The 17,198-nt window shown below is 35.4% G+C and carries 20 protein-coding genes; 5 read left to right on the forward strand and 15 right to left on the reverse strand.

Annotation, left to right across the window (positions count from 1 at the left end; translation table 11 throughout):
- Nucleotides 1–99 precede the first annotated feature (99 nt).
- From ACIQ4I_RS03350 to ACIQ4I_RS03365, 4 genes are all read left to right on the forward strand, one after another.
- A complete protein-coding gene (locus tag ACIQ4I_RS03350) occupies nt 100–774 on the forward strand; it encodes a response regulator transcription factor (protein WP_403092753.1) in 675 nt (224 codons plus the stop codon).
- The gene (locus tag ACIQ4I_RS03355) at nt 774–2,171 is read left to right on the forward strand and encodes a sensor histidine kinase (RefSeq protein ID WP_403092754.1); all 1,398 of its coding nucleotides are present in this window, start codon (nt 774–776) and stop codon (nt 2,169–2,171) included. The genes ACIQ4I_RS03350 and ACIQ4I_RS03355 overlap by 1 nt, the downstream gene beginning before the upstream one ends.
- A 96-nt stretch (nt 2,172–2,267) precedes the next feature.
- Nucleotides 2,268–3,356 carry an ABC transporter permease gene (locus ACIQ4I_RS03360; RefSeq protein ID WP_403092755.1) on the forward strand — a complete coding sequence of 363 codons (1,089 nt, stop codon included), beginning with the start codon at nt 2,268–2,270 and terminating at the stop codon, nt 3,354–3,356.
- Nucleotides 3,356–4,096: an ABC transporter ATP-binding protein gene (locus ACIQ4I_RS03365; protein ID WP_403092756.1), complete on the forward strand. Its 741-nt coding sequence runs from the start codon at nt 3,356–3,358 to the stop codon at nt 4,094–4,096. Before ACIQ4I_RS03360 ends, ACIQ4I_RS03365 begins: the two co-directional genes overlap by 1 nt.
- A gap of 81 nt (nt 4,097–4,177) precedes the next feature.
- Here ACIQ4I_RS03365 and ACIQ4I_RS03370 read toward each other — a convergent pair whose 3' ends face one another.
- The 12 genes from ACIQ4I_RS03370 to ACIQ4I_RS03425 all read right to left on the reverse strand — a co-directional run bounded on the left by ACIQ4I_RS03370 (nt 4,178) and on the right by ACIQ4I_RS03425 (nt 12,937).
- Nucleotides 4,178–5,683, reverse strand: a complete 1,506-nt coding sequence (locus ACIQ4I_RS03370; protein WP_403092757.1) for a sensor histidine kinase — start codon at nt 5,681–5,683, stop codon at nt 4,178–4,180.
- Nucleotides 5,667–6,368 carry a response regulator transcription factor gene (locus tag ACIQ4I_RS03375; RefSeq protein WP_403092758.1) on the reverse strand — a complete coding sequence of 234 codons (702 nt, stop codon included), beginning with the start codon at nt 6,366–6,368 and terminating at the stop codon, nt 5,667–5,669. The genes ACIQ4I_RS03370 and ACIQ4I_RS03375 overlap by 17 nt, the downstream gene beginning before the upstream one ends.
- 334 nt (nt 6,369–6,702) lie before the next feature.
- Nucleotides 6,703–7,296 (reverse strand): DedA family protein, encoded by a 594-nt coding sequence (locus tag ACIQ4I_RS03380; protein WP_403092759.1) that lies wholly within the window; start codon nt 7,294–7,296, stop codon nt 6,703–6,705.
- Entirely contained in the window at nt 7,296–7,868 is a 573-nt protein-coding gene (locus ACIQ4I_RS03385) for a class I SAM-dependent methyltransferase (RefSeq protein WP_403092760.1), read from the reverse strand. The genes ACIQ4I_RS03380 and ACIQ4I_RS03385 overlap by 1 nt, the downstream gene beginning before the upstream one ends.
- A gap of 639 nt (nt 7,869–8,507) precedes the next feature.
- Nucleotides 8,508–8,708, reverse strand: coding sequence for a cold-shock protein (locus tag ACIQ4I_RS03390; RefSeq protein ID WP_403092762.1), 201 nt, complete (start codon nt 8,706–8,708; stop codon nt 8,508–8,510).
- Nucleotides 8,709–9,242: 534 nt separating this feature from the next.
- Entirely contained in the window at nt 9,243–9,623 is a 381-nt protein-coding gene (locus ACIQ4I_RS03395) for a VOC family protein (protein WP_403092763.1), read from the reverse strand.
- Between the two features lie 83 nt (nt 9,624–9,706).
- Complete coding sequence (locus ACIQ4I_RS03400) at nt 9,707–10,222, reverse strand: SRPBCC domain-containing protein (RefSeq protein WP_403092764.1); 516 nt, start codon at nt 10,220–10,222, stop codon at nt 9,707–9,709.
- A 29-nt stretch (nt 10,223–10,251) separates the two neighbouring features.
- Nucleotides 10,252–10,596 carry an ArsR/SmtB family transcription factor gene (locus tag ACIQ4I_RS03405; RefSeq protein ID WP_403092765.1) on the reverse strand — a complete coding sequence of 115 codons (345 nt, stop codon included), beginning with the start codon at nt 10,594–10,596 and terminating at the stop codon, nt 10,252–10,254.
- A 307-nt stretch (nt 10,597–10,903) separates the two neighbouring features.
- Nucleotides 10,904–11,113, reverse strand: a complete 210-nt coding sequence (locus ACIQ4I_RS03410) for a hypothetical protein (RefSeq protein WP_403092767.1) — start codon at nt 11,111–11,113, stop codon at nt 10,904–10,906.
- A 233-nt stretch (nt 11,114–11,346) separates the two neighbouring features.
- Nucleotides 11,347–11,775 (reverse strand): GNAT family N-acetyltransferase, encoded by a 429-nt coding sequence (locus tag ACIQ4I_RS03415; RefSeq protein ID WP_403092768.1) that lies wholly within the window; start codon nt 11,773–11,775, stop codon nt 11,347–11,349.
- Between the two features lie 64 nt (nt 11,776–11,839).
- On the reverse strand, nt 11,840–12,184 hold the full coding sequence (locus tag ACIQ4I_RS03420) for a DUF6176 family protein (RefSeq protein WP_397538840.1): 345 nt from the start codon (nt 12,182–12,184) through the stop codon (nt 11,840–11,842).
- A gap of 105 nt (nt 12,185–12,289) precedes the next feature.
- Nucleotides 12,290–12,937, reverse strand: a complete 648-nt coding sequence (locus tag ACIQ4I_RS03425; protein ID WP_403092769.1) for an ankyrin repeat domain-containing protein — start codon at nt 12,935–12,937, stop codon at nt 12,290–12,292.
- Between the two features lie 223 nt (nt 12,938–13,160).
- On the opposite strand from ACIQ4I_RS03425, the gene ACIQ4I_RS03430 reads away from it, so the two are divergent.
- Nucleotides 13,161–13,529 carry a hypothetical protein gene (locus tag ACIQ4I_RS03430; protein ID WP_403092770.1) on the forward strand — a complete coding sequence of 123 codons (369 nt, stop codon included), beginning with the start codon at nt 13,161–13,163 and terminating at the stop codon, nt 13,527–13,529.
- 284 nt (nt 13,530–13,813) lie between these two features.
- On the opposite strand, the gene ACIQ4I_RS03435 is transcribed toward ACIQ4I_RS03430, so the two are convergent.
- From ACIQ4I_RS03435 to ACIQ4I_RS03445, 3 genes are read right to left on the reverse strand one after another with little or no spacing between them, the layout of a single operon-like run.
- Nucleotides 13,814–14,959, reverse strand: a complete 1,146-nt coding sequence (locus tag ACIQ4I_RS03435) for an ABC transporter permease (protein ID WP_403092771.1) — start codon at nt 14,957–14,959, stop codon at nt 13,814–13,816.
- Nucleotides 14,959–16,080: an ABC transporter permease gene (locus ACIQ4I_RS03440; RefSeq protein ID WP_403092772.1), complete on the reverse strand. Its 1,122-nt coding sequence runs from the start codon at nt 16,078–16,080 to the stop codon at nt 14,959–14,961. The genes ACIQ4I_RS03435 and ACIQ4I_RS03440 overlap by 1 nt, the downstream gene beginning before the upstream one ends.
- 16 nt (nt 16,081–16,096) lie before the next feature.
- Nucleotides 16,097–17,032: an ABC transporter ATP-binding protein gene (locus tag ACIQ4I_RS03445; protein ID WP_403092773.1), complete on the reverse strand. Its 936-nt coding sequence runs from the start codon at nt 17,030–17,032 to the stop codon at nt 16,097–16,099.
- Nucleotides 17,033–17,198: the final 166 nt, after the last annotated feature.

Raw genomic sequence — 17,198 nt, forward strand, 5'->3', positions numbered from 1 at the left:
TATGAAATTGAATCAAATACTTAAAAATAAAAATACTTCTTTTTTTTTAATAATATCGCTATCATTGTGTAACAAAGGTAATTTAAAGGAGCATGAAGAATGACAACTATATTAATCGTAGACGATGATATGAATATTTTAGAACTAGTGGCAACACATTTACGTGAGGAAGGATATTCTGTTACACAGGCAAAAGATGGTACGATCGCCTTACAGAAACTAAAACAGCAAACCTGTGATTTAGCTATTGTCGATGTCATGATGCCATTTATGGATGGATTTTCTCTTACAAAAGAAATTCGTAAAAACTATGATATTCCCATCATTTTATTAACGGCAAAAAGCCAAATATCTGATAAGAAACAAGGTTACGAAGCTGGTACCGATGATTATCTGGTTAAACCATTTGAACCTGAGGAGTTACTATTCAGGGTTAAAGCATTACTCCGTCGCTATGATGTTGTAGAAGATGATAATGTATTGAAAGCTGGCAACATTATTATTCAGAAGGATCGTTATGAGGTCCAAGTAGAGGATCGTTCACTATTCCTACCACCAAAGGAATTCGAATTATTATGCTTCTTAATGGCACATCAAAAACAGACATTTAGCCGAGAACAACTCATTGAGCAAGTTTGGGGAATGGATTTTATTGGAGATGATCGCACGGTTGATGTTCATATCAAACGATTACGCGAACATTTTAAAGACATTACCGAACATGTACATATCAAGACAATACGCGGTGTCGGCTATATGTTGGAGGAATTTTAATGAAATCTCTTTATTCAAAATTTGTTATCCTCTCGATCGCCATCATGTTTTTGAGTGGTGTTATTGCCTTTATGATTTCAAATACGTATTATCAACAAAAACTAAAGCCATACAACGATGAAAAAAATACGAAAATTGCTCTTGATATTGCAAAGTTCACTGATTCACATCCAAATGTTGACCTAAAAGACTATTTAAACAACATAGCTTCAGTTGGCTATCAACTCTATTTAGTCGATGACACTGGTAATGAGCAATTTTTTGGAGCAGATTATCGAGTAAAAGATTTACCTAAACAATCGATTGCGTATGTATTACAGGGACAAGTTTACCACGGGATATTAAATTTCCCACAAGAAACTTTTGTTACGGGCTTTTTTGCTAACGAATTACGAAATACAATTGGGGTTCCACTAAAACATAATGGCCATGAATACGCTCTGTTTTTACGACCAGATATTAAGCTATTATTTAATGAAATGCATATACTATTCGGTATTCTTTTCGCGTTAACCTTTGTATTAATCATTGTGTTTATCTTGATCAGTACCAAGTATTTAGTGAAGCCTATTACACATTTAACAAATGCTACTCATGATCTTGCAGCTGGAAACTTTAATGTACAGCTTGATATCGATCGAAAAGATGAAATCGGAAGGCTTGCTAACAGCTTCTCTCATATGGCACAACAACTTGAACAAACCGAAGATATAAGGAAAGAGTTTATCTCAAACGTCTCACATGATATTCAATCACCATTATCAAATATTAAAGGCTATACAAATTTATTGGAAAAAGAAAATTTAAGTTCTTCACAAAAATCACAGTATATTAAAGTGATTAATGGTGAAATTAATCGTTTATCATCGCTAACACAGCAACTATTATTATTAACTTCATTGGATCAAACTAATAATCTAGTCAAACCTGAACACATTGAATTATCACTTATGATCAAAGAATTAGTTCGCCAATATCAGTGGGCTATTGGTGAAAAAGGGATTATGCTTAGTTATAATTTGCCTGAAATTAGTATTGAAGGTGATCCTGTTTTACTGAACAATGTGTTCGATAATTTACTAACAAATGCGATGAAATATAATCTTGATGGTGGTCGAATGGATATTTCGTTAGAGGAACATGCAGATCATATCATTATTTCATTTAGTGATACGGGTATCGGCATGACTAAAGAGCAACAACTTCGTATTTTTGACCGTTTTTATCGAGCCGATACTTCTCGTACAAAGTCAACTCCAGGAACAGGACTTGGACTTTCAATTGTAAAGTCTATTATTACAATGCATCATGGCAGTATTTCAGTTGATAGTGCATTAAATCAGGGTACTACTTTTACGATTACATTACCGAAGCAATACACAAAATCCAGTAGCTAATTTAGTTACTGGATTTTTTTTACATTTTTTATTCATATTCCATTCATAATCCCCTTGTATAGTAAGGGTATCAACAAAACAGGAGGATGATGAAAGATGTTTTCATTATCATTGAAAGAAATTCAATTTTTTAAACTACGTTATATATTAATTGGCTTTATATTATTTTTTATATCGTCACTTGTCTTTATCATTAGCGGACTGGCAAACGGGCTAGCAAATGATAATGCCTCAGCTATGAAAAATATGCAAGCTACTTCCTACTATTTAGCAAAGGATTCGGAAAATCGATTAGATCGTTCTCATTTTTCCGCAAATGATGTTGCAAAAATGGACAATGATCACGCACAAGCTTTTGGATTACAAATGATGTCACTTAAAGATACAGACTCAAAGAAAAAAGTTGATGTAACATTAATGGGCCTAAACCCAGAGAAGTTTATTATGCCCACTGTAATAGATGGTAAAAGCTTAAATACAACTACAAAAAACACAGTTGTTGCTGACAAAACACTCCAAAAACAAGGTGTTAAAATTGGGGACAAACTTTATGAAGAAAACACAAAAACAACATTTACAGTAGTCGGTTTTACAGAAAATCAAACGTACAGTCATACACCTGTTGTCTTTATGAATAACAAATCTTGGAATGCATTCTTTGGTGGAAAAGACCACGCTTCTTATAACGCTATTGCAGTACAGAACGACTCTAGAAATACAAAAGCAGATGTTGAAAAACATGTCGCTGATGGGAAATGGATTGTAAAAGACGATGTTGTGAAAAAGATTCCAGGATATGATGCCGAACAAAGCTCATTAAATATGATGCTTGCATTCCTTATCGTAATCGCAGTATTTGTACTAGCAGCATTCTTCTACATTATGACGATTCAAAAAGTAAACCAATTTGGTATTTTAAAAGCAATTGGTGCAAAGAACGGCTTCTTAATTGGCTCTACTATGCTCCAAGTGCTTGTACTTTCAATTATTAGTATTAGTCTTGCAATTGGCTTTGCATTTATTTTGCAAAAGATTATGCCAAATGGAATTCCATTTGTCTTTGACTTTGCGTTAATCATGAAATTCGGTGGCGTATTATTAGCCGTTTCATTACTTGGTGCACTTTTCTCAAGCACAAGTATTGTGAAAGCCGATCCACTACAAGCAATGGGGAGAGTTGAATAATGACTACAATACCTTTACAACTAAAATCAATTACAAAGAAATTCAAAGATGGGGATAAAGAGATTGAAATCTTACACAATGTAGATTTCAAAGTTGAACCTGGTGAATTCGTTGCCGTAGTTGGGCCATCTGGTTCTGGTAAAAGTACAGTTTTATCAATTGCAGGTGCACTTCAAAGTCCAGACGGTGGAGAAGTATTGATTAATGGTGAAAATATAGCTAACTATAATGAAAAGCAAAAAGCCGATGTTCGTTTACGCTCTATCGGATACATTTTCCAAGCTTCCAATTTAGTACCTTACTTAAAGGTAAAAGATCAATTAAAACTTGTAACGGAACTCGCAGGCAATTGGGATGATGAAGCAAAAAAACGTGCAGATGATCTTTTAGAATCTGTTGGATTATCAAATCGTGCCAACAAATTCGTACAGCATTTATCTGGTGGTGAAAAACAACGTGTAGCCATCGCACGAGCTTTTATGAATGAACCAGATATTATTTTAGCCGACGAACCAACCGCTGCCCTCGATTCTTCTAGAAGTAGTGAAATCGTTGAACTTATTGCAAAAGAAGTTCATGACAAAAACAAAGCTGCAGTGATGGTAACACATGATGAATCTGTTCTTCACTACTGCGATAAAATCTATGAAATGCAAGATGGACGTCTTGTATTACGCGATAATGATCTTTTCATGCCTCAACAAAATGATGCTTTTTTTGAAGAAGTAAGAGGTGTCTAGAACTTCAAATAAAGGGAAACCCAATTTTCTAAGGGTTTCCCTTTTTTATTAAGCTAATGGCTAAATGCTATCTTATTATTTTTATGAAGTTATAACTGGCAGCTCGATGATAAAGTGCAACATTCCATCCTTATACTCCGCGTTAATCTTACCCCCATGTAGTTCTACAATGCTCTTAGCAATTGCAAGTCCTAGTCCTGAACCATCTGCTACACTTGTTCTCGATTGGTCTTTTTTATAAAACCGCTCAAATAAGCTCATTAGCTCTTCAGACGTAAATTCAGCACTTTCATTTGCGATACAAATGCGAAAATTGGCTTCTTTTCTTTCGAGTGAAACAAAAATTCTACCGTCACCTGTACTATATTTAATTGCATTCATTAATAAATTATCAAAAACTCTGACAATTTTTTCGGAATCTAGTATTGCAAAGATGCGTTCCTCCGAGAAATTTTTTATAAATGAACGATGATTTTCCTCTGCCTGCGGGATTAGCTCTTCAATTAATTGATCGAGGAGTTCATTGATACATACCTCTTGTTGCTCAAGAACAATACTTTCATTCGTTAGTTTCGTATATTCAAATAAATCATCAATCAGTTTTTTTAATTGTTCGGATTTTGAAAAAGCAATCTTTAGATACTCATCATACTGCTCTTTAGTTTCATACCTCTCTTCTCTTAACAATCGTAAATAGCCCATAATCGAGGTAAGTGGGGTCCGTAAGTCGTGTGATACATTTGTGATTAATTCACTTTTTTGTTTTTCTACCCTTCGTTCCATTTCAATACTTGTCATGATTGCTTCAGCCATATGATTTACATTGTCTGTTAATACAGCAATCTCATCCTGCCCTTTTTTCTTAATTCGATAACCTAAATTTCCTTTAGCAATTTCCATAACGCCCTTCGCCAACACCTCAATTTGATTCATTTTTCGTTTCGTTATATAGAAGAATGAAAAGGTAAATACAGCAATTCCAATAAATAATGGGATAAGACCTTCCTTCGAACTTGCGATAACCATTCCCTCTGGAATACCACTGACAAACAAATATAAGTTTTTATCTTCTATGGTTAATGGATAATAGGCAATAAATTCTTGTCGCAATTGCTCGATTGCCGGTATCTCATAATTATAGAGTGGATCGTTAATCGTAAAATCCATTGCATTTCGAATCTTAGAATGCAAATTGATTTGTTCCTCTTCCACTTGCTTTGTTTTGTATATAACCTTTCCGTTCTCATCGGTAACTATTACTTTCAATGCACTCTGTTTCATTTCCAGCTTTTCATTTTCTGATTCAATCATTTGCTGTAAAGCTTCTACACTATTTTCTGTGATAGCTAAATCTGCGGTACGCTGCGCTTGATCATTTATTTGTTGCATCCCTTGACTATAGTCAAAGGTAGTTGTTTGGTTGAACGGAAGTGTGGCTCTTGCAGCAAGTAAACCTAAAAATGCGCAAAGAATAAAAGCCGTCAACAGTTGAATTCTAATACTCTGCCGAACTTTTGTAATGGAATTTACAATGAGCATTTTAAGTTTATTTAGTAAATATTTGAATGGCTTAATGATCTTTCTCAATTTTATAACCTACTCCCCATACTGTTTTAATATATTGAGGATTTCTTGGATTTGTCTCAATTCTTTCTCGGATTTTGCGAATATGTACCATTACCGTATTTTCATACTGAATAGCCTCTTCCTTCCAAACCTTTTCATAAATTTGCTCAGCACTCATCACCATGCCTTGATTTCTTGCAAGTAATTCAAGAATTGAAAACTCCCTTGGTGTAAGCTTCACTTTTTCATTTTTGACAATTACTTCATGTGATGCAGTATTAATTCGCATATCGCCAATTTCTATTTCATTCTCGTTCATCATATCTAGTCGATTCATTTTGATATATCTACGAAGCTGAGACTTTATGCGCGCAATTAGCTCTAAAGGGTTAAAGGGCTTTGTTACATAGTCGTCTGCCCCTAATGTTAATCCAACAATTTTATCCATATCCTGCGATTTTGCTGACAGCATAATAATCGGCATCTCGGCTATTTCCCTTACCTTCTTACACATCTCAATGCCATCCAAATTCGGCATCATAATATCTAAGATAATTAAATGTACTTTATGCTTCTTTAAAAAACTTAGCCCCTCCTCTCCATCTCTCGCCTCAAGTACACCGTAGCCTTCGTTTTTTAAATAAATCGCAATAAGATTTCTAATCTCTTTTTCATCATCAACAATAAGTATCGTTTCTTTACTCATCAAATCCCACCAATTTCAAAGTATATTAAACTATCAGGTATATTATTCAGAGCCATCAGCATAGCGTGGTGTTGATTTCCGTTCCGTCTGGCCGTTTTCCTGGAGGCGTCCATTGATCCGCTTTGGCCAATAGGATGTTGGTCACGAAGGCGTTATCACAGGACGTGATGCTTTTAACTTTCGTTCCCCTACTCACTCGCTCCAGGGTCTCATCTGTGACGCTGATCCCCAAGGAGCCGCCCAGTCTCCACTCCAATCATCCTCTTTGCATACAACACACTTCCTAATTTTAACTATTTTTTTATTTTTCGTATATAAAAATAATAAAAACATTCTATGATATCGACTTTAATTTTTGTGCATAAATATAATAAAAACATCCTAAAATACCGACGAAAGCGCCAAAATATATACCGTATTTTGTTGCTAGTATGGAAATATTTTCAATGTATTTTCCAAAGAACAAACCAAGTGTAAAGTAAATCAATGTCCAAACAAAACCTGCTGAGTAATAATACAAAGCGTATTTTTTAAACGACATGTTGTTCATACCGACTAAGTATGGAAGTATATGTCTTACAATTGGTATGAAATAGCTTATAACTAAAGCAAAATGACCATATCTATCTATTAGTTCTTTTGACTTCAATAAATATTTAGCCTTTTTCTTTTTCACCAATTTATCAAGTATTTTATGGCCAAACACTTTACCAAGGATAAATCCTAAGGAAAGTCCTGAAACTGCACCAAGATAAGTTATTACAAAAGCTTTTAATACACTCATTTTTCCTAAAGATGACATTAATCCGCCACTCATAACGATCATCTCATCAGGAAGAGGCATGCCCACAATACCTAGCCATAAGCTAAAAAATAAAGCAAAATAACCATATTGCTCAATATATGATAAAAGATCCTGTAACCCCATTAACTAAACCTCCTATTTCCAAGTTTGCAGCTCAGTACATAAGCTGGCGGAAGGTTAACCCACACTTTTTCATGTGAAATATTCTCAAAAAATTGTTGAATAAAGGATTTCTTTACAAGTGAATATTGGAAGGTAATAAATTCTCCGTCATCTAAGCAATCCTTTACATTTCGTAAAATACATGATGAAATATCAGGATTCAAAGAAGTAAAAGGTAACCCAGATACGACATAGTCAATTTTTTCGATATTTAATGTTGACATATATATGCATAAATTCTCAGCTGATCCGTGTATAACGATCACACTCGGCTCATGTTCAAATTGCTTACGTAGCTTTTCAAAAAACACCTTATTATTTTCAATAAGAATTAGCTTTGTTGACTGCTCTTTTCTTTTCATTAGCTCATTCGTAAATGAACCTGTACCTGGGCCAAGTTCAACAATACATTGGGCTTTTTCAAAGCAAATTGTTTCGATCATTTTTTTTGCTAATTTTTTTGAACTAGGTGAAATCGCACCTATATTTTTTGGCTGTTTAATAAATTCTGTAAGGAACGTTATAAATTGCATAAATTTTCTCCCCAATCATGTGTAATATTAGATTGTTTTTAATATAACGAGAATTCCTTAAAGAATTGTGAGGGGATTTCTTAACTTTTTCTTAATAATCAGCATTATTTAATTGTATTTATCATGCTATCTATTATTAAATCAATGTTTTCAAGTTCTCTATGTATGGAGTATTTTAAAGCTATCATTATTTGTATTTAACCGTATTCTCATGTGGGAAATAATTGGGGTACGGAACATTTTTTACTGGGGACCCAAATTTATACGGACAGGTATATACGTCAACGTCAAGTAACTCCAAAATATAAGGAAAAAGTTGTTTATTTTGGAGTTATTTTTTATTTACTTCACCTTTTTGGGTACTCTGCATTTAGCTGGTAAATCCAATGAACACGGTAAGACTTTATCGATTTTCTCTTTATTGTTTAAAGCGATGTTTGGGAGAGTTTCAACTAGGGTTAATTGTAGGGGGGGAATATTTGACGCTTACATAGCGTCAGGTACAGGAGTGTCGGAGCATCCACCTCCACTATTCTTACATTTCGCTAAATTGTATGAACACCCCAACAAATAGTATAGATCCGTAATTTAAGCAAATAAAAAACAGACCCTACAAGTAGGGTCTGTTAAAAGCTAATATTAAGCTTTTTGAACGTTTGTAGCTTGTGGGCCACGTTGTCCATCTTCAATATCAAAAGTTACACTTTGACCTTCGTCTAAAGATTTGAAACCTTCGCCTTGGATTGCTGAGAAATGTACGAATACGTCTTCTCCTGCTTCACGTTCGATGAATCCAAAACCTTTTTCTGCATTAAACCATTTAACTTTACCTTGTTCCATAATTGTTGCCTCCTAGTGTGATATCCACACAATTTAATACTATCCTTGCTCAAATACCTTAGACGAATAACAAAATGCTATTCTCAATCTGAAATTTAACAAAAATAATTCTTCTTAAGAATACCAGCTATAATATGAAATAGCAAACATTTTAAAGACAAGAAAGTGAATTAATTTCATAAATGCTTTTCTAGTTTAAAAACCGAATATTTTTCTGAATATACAATTTAATAATTCGAATACTATTTTATTCATAGTATTTACATATTATCCCGCTACAGATGGCGCTTTCCGCGGGCGAGCGTTGAGCCTCCTCGCTCACTTCGTTCACTGCGGGGTCTCACCTGTCTCGCTTTCCCGCAGGAGTCGCCATCTTCCGCTAATAGCCAATATTCTAATAGTTATAGCATATAACAATGGTCCATATTTAATGTTCGTGTTTTTAAAAAAACTTTGAATTATGAAATTGACTCAAGTATATACTAATTACCATTCTTCAGAGTACCTGCTCCGTTAACTCAATAAGCGATTGCTCTAATTTTTTTCCATTACTGCAAAGTAATTATTTTCACTATCTGCAAAATTAAATACTCTACCCGAAGGCATATTTACAATTTCTCCTACTGTAACGTTTTTCTTTACTAAGTCACTATATAAATTATCGATTTTTTCTGAGAAGAACATTAAAGAAGGTGTTCCAAGATTTAATTCAGGCTGCATTTTAGCAATTAGCTCCTTATTATGGAGAATAATACTTGTTTCAGCTTCTTTAGTTGGGGCAACTTCAATCCATCTCATTCCTTGACCGTTATCTTCCTCTGAAATGACACTAAAGCCTACCTTTTCTGTCCAAAACTCCTTTGCTTCATCTTGGTTATTAACATACAACATGATTTGACCAACTTTACTTATCATTGATTTTTACACTCCCTAATAAAATTAATAACTAAACTCAATGCTCAAACCTTACTGACGCTGAAAACAACTTTATGGAAAATCTACTTCAGCGACTCCACTAGCTCGTTCAAACGGTCCCAAGTTTCGGTGATGCCTTGCAGCATGCCCATGTCCATGACGGTCTTAAGAGCATCTTCGGAAACATATTCAGCACGGTTTATCAGCTTTGTCTTTCCATCCAAATCGATGAATTCCAATGTGATCTCGGTCGACGGTATGGAGTCATTCAAATTACCTTCGGCATCCGAAAAATAATCAATGTAGACGATATTCTCCGGCGCGACAATCTCCTTATATATCCCTTTGCTCCAGGCTTCCATACCAAAAAATTGACCTAGGTTCTGATCGACGCACTTCATACAATAATGCCAAACGCCTCCCGGACGAAAATCGACGGTGCAGACCGGAATCTCCCAGCCCCTCGGCCCCCACCAGCGTTTCAGATGCTCAGGTTCTTTAAACATTTTGAATACGAGGTCTCGTGGCGCATCGAAAACGCGCTCCAGTACCAATACTCGATCATTCTCCACTCTCGATACCATTTCATTGTTTGACATTGTAATTCCTCCTTGATCATCAAATGGTTTTATGATTTTTCCTTGTCCTGTAATTCCTTCAAATAATCATCTAGATTGTCGAATCTTTCTTGCATCACGCGCTGGAAGGACTGTATCCAAGAATCCAGCGCTTGGAAAGGCTCGGGCCGGAGCTTGTAGATGCGGCGGTTAGCTTCTGCCTGCACTTCCACAATCCCGTTGTCGCTTAGAACTTTAAGATGCTTCGAAGTTTGAGGCTGCCTTAACCCCAGCTGGTCTGCGATTTCCCCAACTGTCAGTGGACCGTCACGCAAGAGTTCGACGATATTCATACGATTTGATTCAGACAAAGCGCTCAGCGTCGTCATGTTCACGCTCGAAATCTTACCTGACATGTTACTTCACCTCGTCAAGTGATGGCCTTTTGTTAAGCCCATCTACATCATCTTAGTAATATCGTGCTGTTGAATTGATCATACTCGATGAGGAATATTCCTGTCAAGGAATATTCAAAATCCAAAGTGATTCTGTGTCAGTGCCAAAACGATAACATTGGAAAACATTCTAAAATTTTATTAAGTTGCCTTTCCACTTTAGATTATTCATTCACTTACTCATCATTCAATATATGACTCCTATAAAATAAAAATAGCGCCAACTTCTATTTAATAGAAATTGGCACTTCGTTTATTCGCTATACGTTTAGCGTGACTCTTTTGGCGGTTGACATACTTCACATTTACGTTGGTTATTATTTTTAAATTTCGTAAATGTTTTTTCAAAGTTGCTACCACATGCACATTTAAATAGTAACTTTTGAGAAAAACCGTGATATTCCGTCGTTAACAACTTACTTTCTGAATTTTTCTCAACAAATTCTCTAATTTTACTGATCGTCCATCGTTTATTCATTCTCTTATACCTCCATATTTTATCGCTAGGCGGAGGCTTTTCTTGGCATCCGTTCAATTATGAGCAAAAGTTCGTAATTATCCTAAGTTCAGTTTTTCATTATATCACGGACTGGCACACAATTAAACAAATCGTTATTTTGAGCAGGTACTAGTTTAGTTTAGCTTTGAGATAAAGTTTGAATAAATTATCGATCTTAGCCTTGATATACTCTACTTAGAAACTCATCAACCCTATGGCTTTAAATCTTTTTTTAAATAGTAATGCTGATGATCTCTACCTACATTATCTATACTCCCAAACACTTGATATCCATTCTTTTCATAAAAATCTAATGCTTGAAAACTCAATGTATCTACTTTAATGAAATCACATTCTTTTTCTATAGCGATTTTCTCAAGTTCTAGTAATAATTTAGTTCCAAATCCCGATTTTCTTATATCCTCATCTATCATAAAAGTATGAATCTCTAACCAATTCCAACATATTTCACTAAGGATTCCACCACGAACATTGTCTTTTTCATCTTTTAGAAATATACAGATTTCTTCGTATCTCCCTGCTAAATCTTTTGGGAAGTGCTTTAAATTAAACTTATAAAGTTCATCGTTAATATATTGTTTATTCTTTTTATTTAATTCTTTAGTAATATGAAGATTCATGTACATCCCCTATTCTGCCATAAAATAATGAATTGCTCTTTTCTTAATTAATTGTTGTCAGTTCTCAATCCATCACATCAATAATTTTGTTGGAAATCATTACTACCTCCGTGTTTAAATCTTTAGGTTTAAAGTTAGGATCAATACACTCATCCCAATATTCAAGATGTTTTTTATCAATCCAGTGTTCTGATTCTTCTACTTGAACACCGCCAGTTCCTTGTACAGAATACCAATATAGATATTCATGTCCATCTAATACTTCACGGAATATTGTTTCAACGTACATTTTTTCACCTTCAAGTGTAACAAGCACATCTTCCATATTCTTATTTAAAAAATCTAGCCATTCCGTAACCTTTTCAGACTTCCCTTCTTTTACACGAAACCTTGTTAATTCAATATTCAATTTATTCACTCCCTATATCTTTATTTTAATATGAGATAAATGGTGCATTATGAACATACCTGGTGTTATTACCAGATAAGATGCATAGACATTGAAATATAATCTTTATCGTCTTAACAATTCAGCTACATCTTTATGATTTTGTCGAAGAGCTACATCCAGCGCAGTCTCGCCATCATCCTTCTTAAGGGTGTTATCTGCCCCATATCTAATTAATAATTGAAGCATTTCTAGTTGTCCGTTCATCGCCGCTTCATGTAGTGGAGTCCAACCGGAATCTTGCTTTGCATTTACTTGAGCCCCATTCTTTAAGAGCAATTCCGCAATGTCCACTTTTTTTGTAGCTACTGCTGAATGTAAAGGCATCACTTTCATACTATTTTTAGCTGTACTATTGATATCTGCCCCGTTTTCTATTAGATACTCTACGATATTTTTATAACCTAGGTAGGAAGCAAGACCAAGAGCAGTAAATCCGTCATTTGCGAACTCTAAAACGAGTGAAGGATTTAACTCTACCAGCTCTTTTACTCGAGAAAGTTCACCAGTTGCCGAAGCTTCGTATATATCAAGAGGAAGCCTTTTTTCTAACAAAAATTCTAAAGAATGACTAGCACCATTATAAATAGCGGTAAGAACTAGAGATTGACCTGTTTGACTTCGTAAATTAAGTAATTCCGGATTTTCACAAATCATAGATTTTACTTCTTCTAGGTTATCTTTTTGAATTGCTTCTAACAATTGTTGAGCCATTTGAATTCAACTCCTAATGGGATATTTGTAACTTTCTGTATTATATGAAAAATTATACACAATTTCAAAAGTTTGTAGATATAGTAAATTCTAGCTCTTTTATCAAAACTTCGTTTGTTCTCCACAAATTTTAATATTTCGATCATTCCCAATGTCATTTGAGTAATTTTGACAAAATCCCATGCATATGTTATTACCAACAAATGAAAAGGAGCTGATTCATATGGGGGCAAAATGGATTAAAATTGCGGTTGTTTATTTTGCGTTGGGAATCACTTATGGCCTTTTTATGCATTATACAGTCGAGTTAAAGTGGGCAGCAGTTCATGCTCATATTAATTTGATGGGTTGGGTGACGAGTGGTGTTATTGGATTAATCTATTCTTATTATAAGGAAGCTGGAGAAACTTCTTTAGCTAAAGCACAATTCTGGTTATATCATATTGGTTTACCTTTCTTACTTCTCGGAATGAAATTCATTCATTTTGATGTACCACGATATATGATGGAGGTCTGCGTTTCTGGCGGTGGGATTGCAGTAGCACTTTCAGTTGTACTGTTCATTGTGAATGTATTCAAGAATATTAAGTAGTAAAGGTTTTAATTGAATTTAAGAAAAATAATCTTATTCATTAAGATATATTAATTGCTAAAAAGAGTTGTACCTTCCCCTGAAAGGTCAACTCTTTTTATATTTGGTGAATAAATCAACTTCATATTTCGATGTTTAACATCAAAATCTAAACTTATCACTTTTGATTGGAGTTTGTTTCTCCGTCCTTTCTTATAATTCTACAGAAAGGATTGCTAATTTTTCATTTCAGGATGAATTTCCCTTTGTTTGTTTGATATTTTCATAAAAACTTACAAACTATTTTATGCAAAATTTCGAACATCGTTATTTCGGCCAAATCTATAAACCGAGACTAGAAAAAATACGGCGGCAAACGCTAGTAGAATCATAAAATTAAGGTAAAGACTGCCAAAATGATGTCCCTGCTGTAGTTGGCTTATGGTATCAAGTACCCATCGCTGCGGCGTAAAGTTGGCAATTTTCTGAAGAGTCTTCGGCATAATATCAAAGGGAAAAAAACAACCTGCCAAAAGACACGATGGTGCCAAGATTAAATTTTGCAGTGCACTTGCTGCCCCGGAACTGTTAGAAAAGGAAACAAGCATTAGCGATAAACCTGCTGCCACTAAAGCAAACAAGATTAAAATGATTGACATTTGCCAAATGGGTACATGCATCTCAATATTGAAGACATTCGTTACAACCAGTAGCGTAAAGATGATTTGGACAACCATTACCAGCATACTGACCGCTATATTCGCAAGCACATACTTCCTGGCATTAATCGGCGTTGATAACAGACGGAAATAGGTACGATTTTCTTTTTCCTTCAAAATGATTTCCGCAAAGTTTCCTGCTGATAATAGCATTATCATTAACAAAAAGCCGATGGTCCCATTTGTCATATTTTTACCTTTTGAGGTATCTTGCAGTGTCTCTACATGAAACTTGAAATCAGCCTGTTGATAGCGGGCAGACATTTTTTGATATGCATCTTGATCACCATTTGCAGCCTTATTTAAGGCCATAACATTATCAAGATACTGGTAAAGATATGATTTTACAAAGCCGGTAACTTGTGCTCCTTTAATCGAGACAAGCTGTATATGCTCCGGGTTTTCGGTTTGAATACTTTCCGAGAAGCCTTCGTCCAAAATAATCGCACAATCTAATTTCCCCGTAGCAATTTGATCCTTCATAGAAGATTCATTGACCTTGACCAAGCTCATATTTTTCAAATGTTTTAGAAAATTTACTGTATCTCCCGCAATCTGCCCCGAGTCATGATTGATCACCCCAACTTTCAGTGCTTGTTGGCTGCTTCCTCCATAAGCCAGAAAGGCAATGACAATTCCGATGAGCGGCACGCCAAAGTATAGAAGGATATTTCCTTTTTTTCTAAAAGTCACACTAAGAATTTTCTTAATCAGCCAGATTATATCTTTCATCATAATCCCTCCCGTCTTTGGAATGAAACGATGGCAACCGTTAAAAATAGAAGCGAAATCACAAGATTTAAGGTGATTGGGAACATCGCAGCCGATAGGTCATTGGCATAGATGATTTTCGTAATCCCCTGGTTGGACCATGTAAGTGGGGATAAATCCGTTATAAATTTAAATGCCCCCGTGGCACCTTCAATTTTGAAATAGGCGCCGCCAAAGAATGACGCAAGCTGAATCAATAGAGTGATGATTGTTCTTGTAGCCTCATGTGTTTTGATCAAATAGCTAACACCAAGGCCTAAACTGACCGCCAGGAATACTTCCGATATTAGGATAAGAAGAATCCACCCAATATGACTTCCCCAGTCCGCTTTGTACACATAGTGACTAAAGATAATAATTACAATAATACAGATCATGTTAACAAGAACACAGCCAATAATTTTTCCGAGAAAAATCTCACCTTTTCGAATTGGGGCAGCCAATAATCGAATCGAAGTATGATTGACTCTTTCATCGCGAAGAAGTCCCATTCCATACATCGCCGAATAAAAGGCAATCATCGTCGTCATTGCAATCGCATAATAGTCCATTGAACCGGGCTTCTTCGTTGACTGCAGTGAAGATTCTGCTATAAAATCATGCTTGGCCGGGCTTCCTAAAACGGTACTGACTTTTGCTGGATCAACACTTGCTACCGCAGCCGTAAGATTATATTTATCGGCAAATGTGGTCAGCATTCCTTGGAGAATACTCTCCTCGATGCTATTTTGGCTACTGCCATATAATTTGACTCCTTTATTGGTCACCTCAGCAAAGGCAGTGTAGTGATTTTCTTCTACCTCCTTTTGCCCGTTCATCCCGTCAGCTGCCTTCTCAAAATTAATGCCGGTATCTTTAGCTTCCTTGATAAACGCTTGAAAATAGGAGGAAATCTCTGAACTAGCAGTAGTTTTATATAAGACATGAACATTGTCGACTTTTATTTTTTGATCAAAATCTTTTGATAAGGCGGAACCAAGAATCAACATCATGACAATGGGAATGGCCAGCATGAAGATAAATGTATGGTAATCCCGGAAACTCACTTTAAGTTCCTTCCAAATAATGCTAAGTACATTCAAAGAAATAACCTCCTTTCTAGTCTCTTAAATTCCTTCCAGTAAGTGTAAGAAATACGGTTTCCAGATTCGGTTCCTTTTCCTCCAGTGAACTGATTTCAATCCTTCGATTCATTAAATGCAAAAGAATATTATTTAAATTATTTACGTCTATTTCCGAATTGATTTTGATCAGGTTTTCTTCCAAAAGGACGGATTTCACCCCGTTGATTTCCTTGATTTCCTCTAAATCGATTTGTTCAATCGATTTTACCTCAATCCAAATATCCTTTGTATTGGTAATAATCGCGATTAATTGCTCCTTCGTGCCTTCTGCAATCACCTTGCCGTGATCCATTATGGAAATTCGTGTACAGATTTCCTCCACCTCTTCCATATAGTGGCTAGTATAAATAATCGTACATCCCATCTCATTTAACTTGTGAATCGATTGTAGGATATAATTCCGCGAATGCGGGTCAATTCCGACCGTTGGTTCATCCATAATAATCAGCTTCGGACGATGGGCAATGGCACAAGCAATGTTCAACCGTCTTTTCATCCCGCCGGAGAAATTCTTCGGATACTCCTTCTGCTTATCAAGTAGGCCAACAAATTCTAACGCCTTTTGAGCCATCTCCGTTAATTCCGTCCCTCTTATCCCATATAATCCGGCAAAAAATTTCACATTTTCAAAAGTAGTAAGATTCTCATAGATCGCCAAATCCTGTGGCACAATCCCGATATTCATCTTTGCAAAGCGGCTGTATTTCCTACTGTTTTTCCCAAGAATATTAATTTCACCCTCTTCGCAGCGCAGGAGACCGGCAATCAGATTAATAGTGGTACTTTTTCCAGCACCATTGGGTCCTAAAAGCCCGAAAATTTCACCTTCGCTTATGGAAAAAGATATATTATCAACAGCAAGAAAATCATCAAACTTTTTCGTTAAATTTTTCACTTCAAGTACCTTCAAATGATTTCCACCTCTCGTTAACTTTCTGTCTTTATTATAAAAAAAAAGATGAAGCCGCATAAGTGCAACAATTCATCCTTTTCACATGAGATATTTCATATTTTTATAGTTACCTTTTTCATTGGAACAGTGGTTCAGGAACCATGTGTATTTTTATTTTTCACAA

The organism is Rummeliibacillus sp. NPDC094406, from assembly GCF_044763875.1.
Lineage (GTDB): Bacteria > Bacillota > Bacilli > Bacillales_A > Planococcaceae > Rummeliibacillus.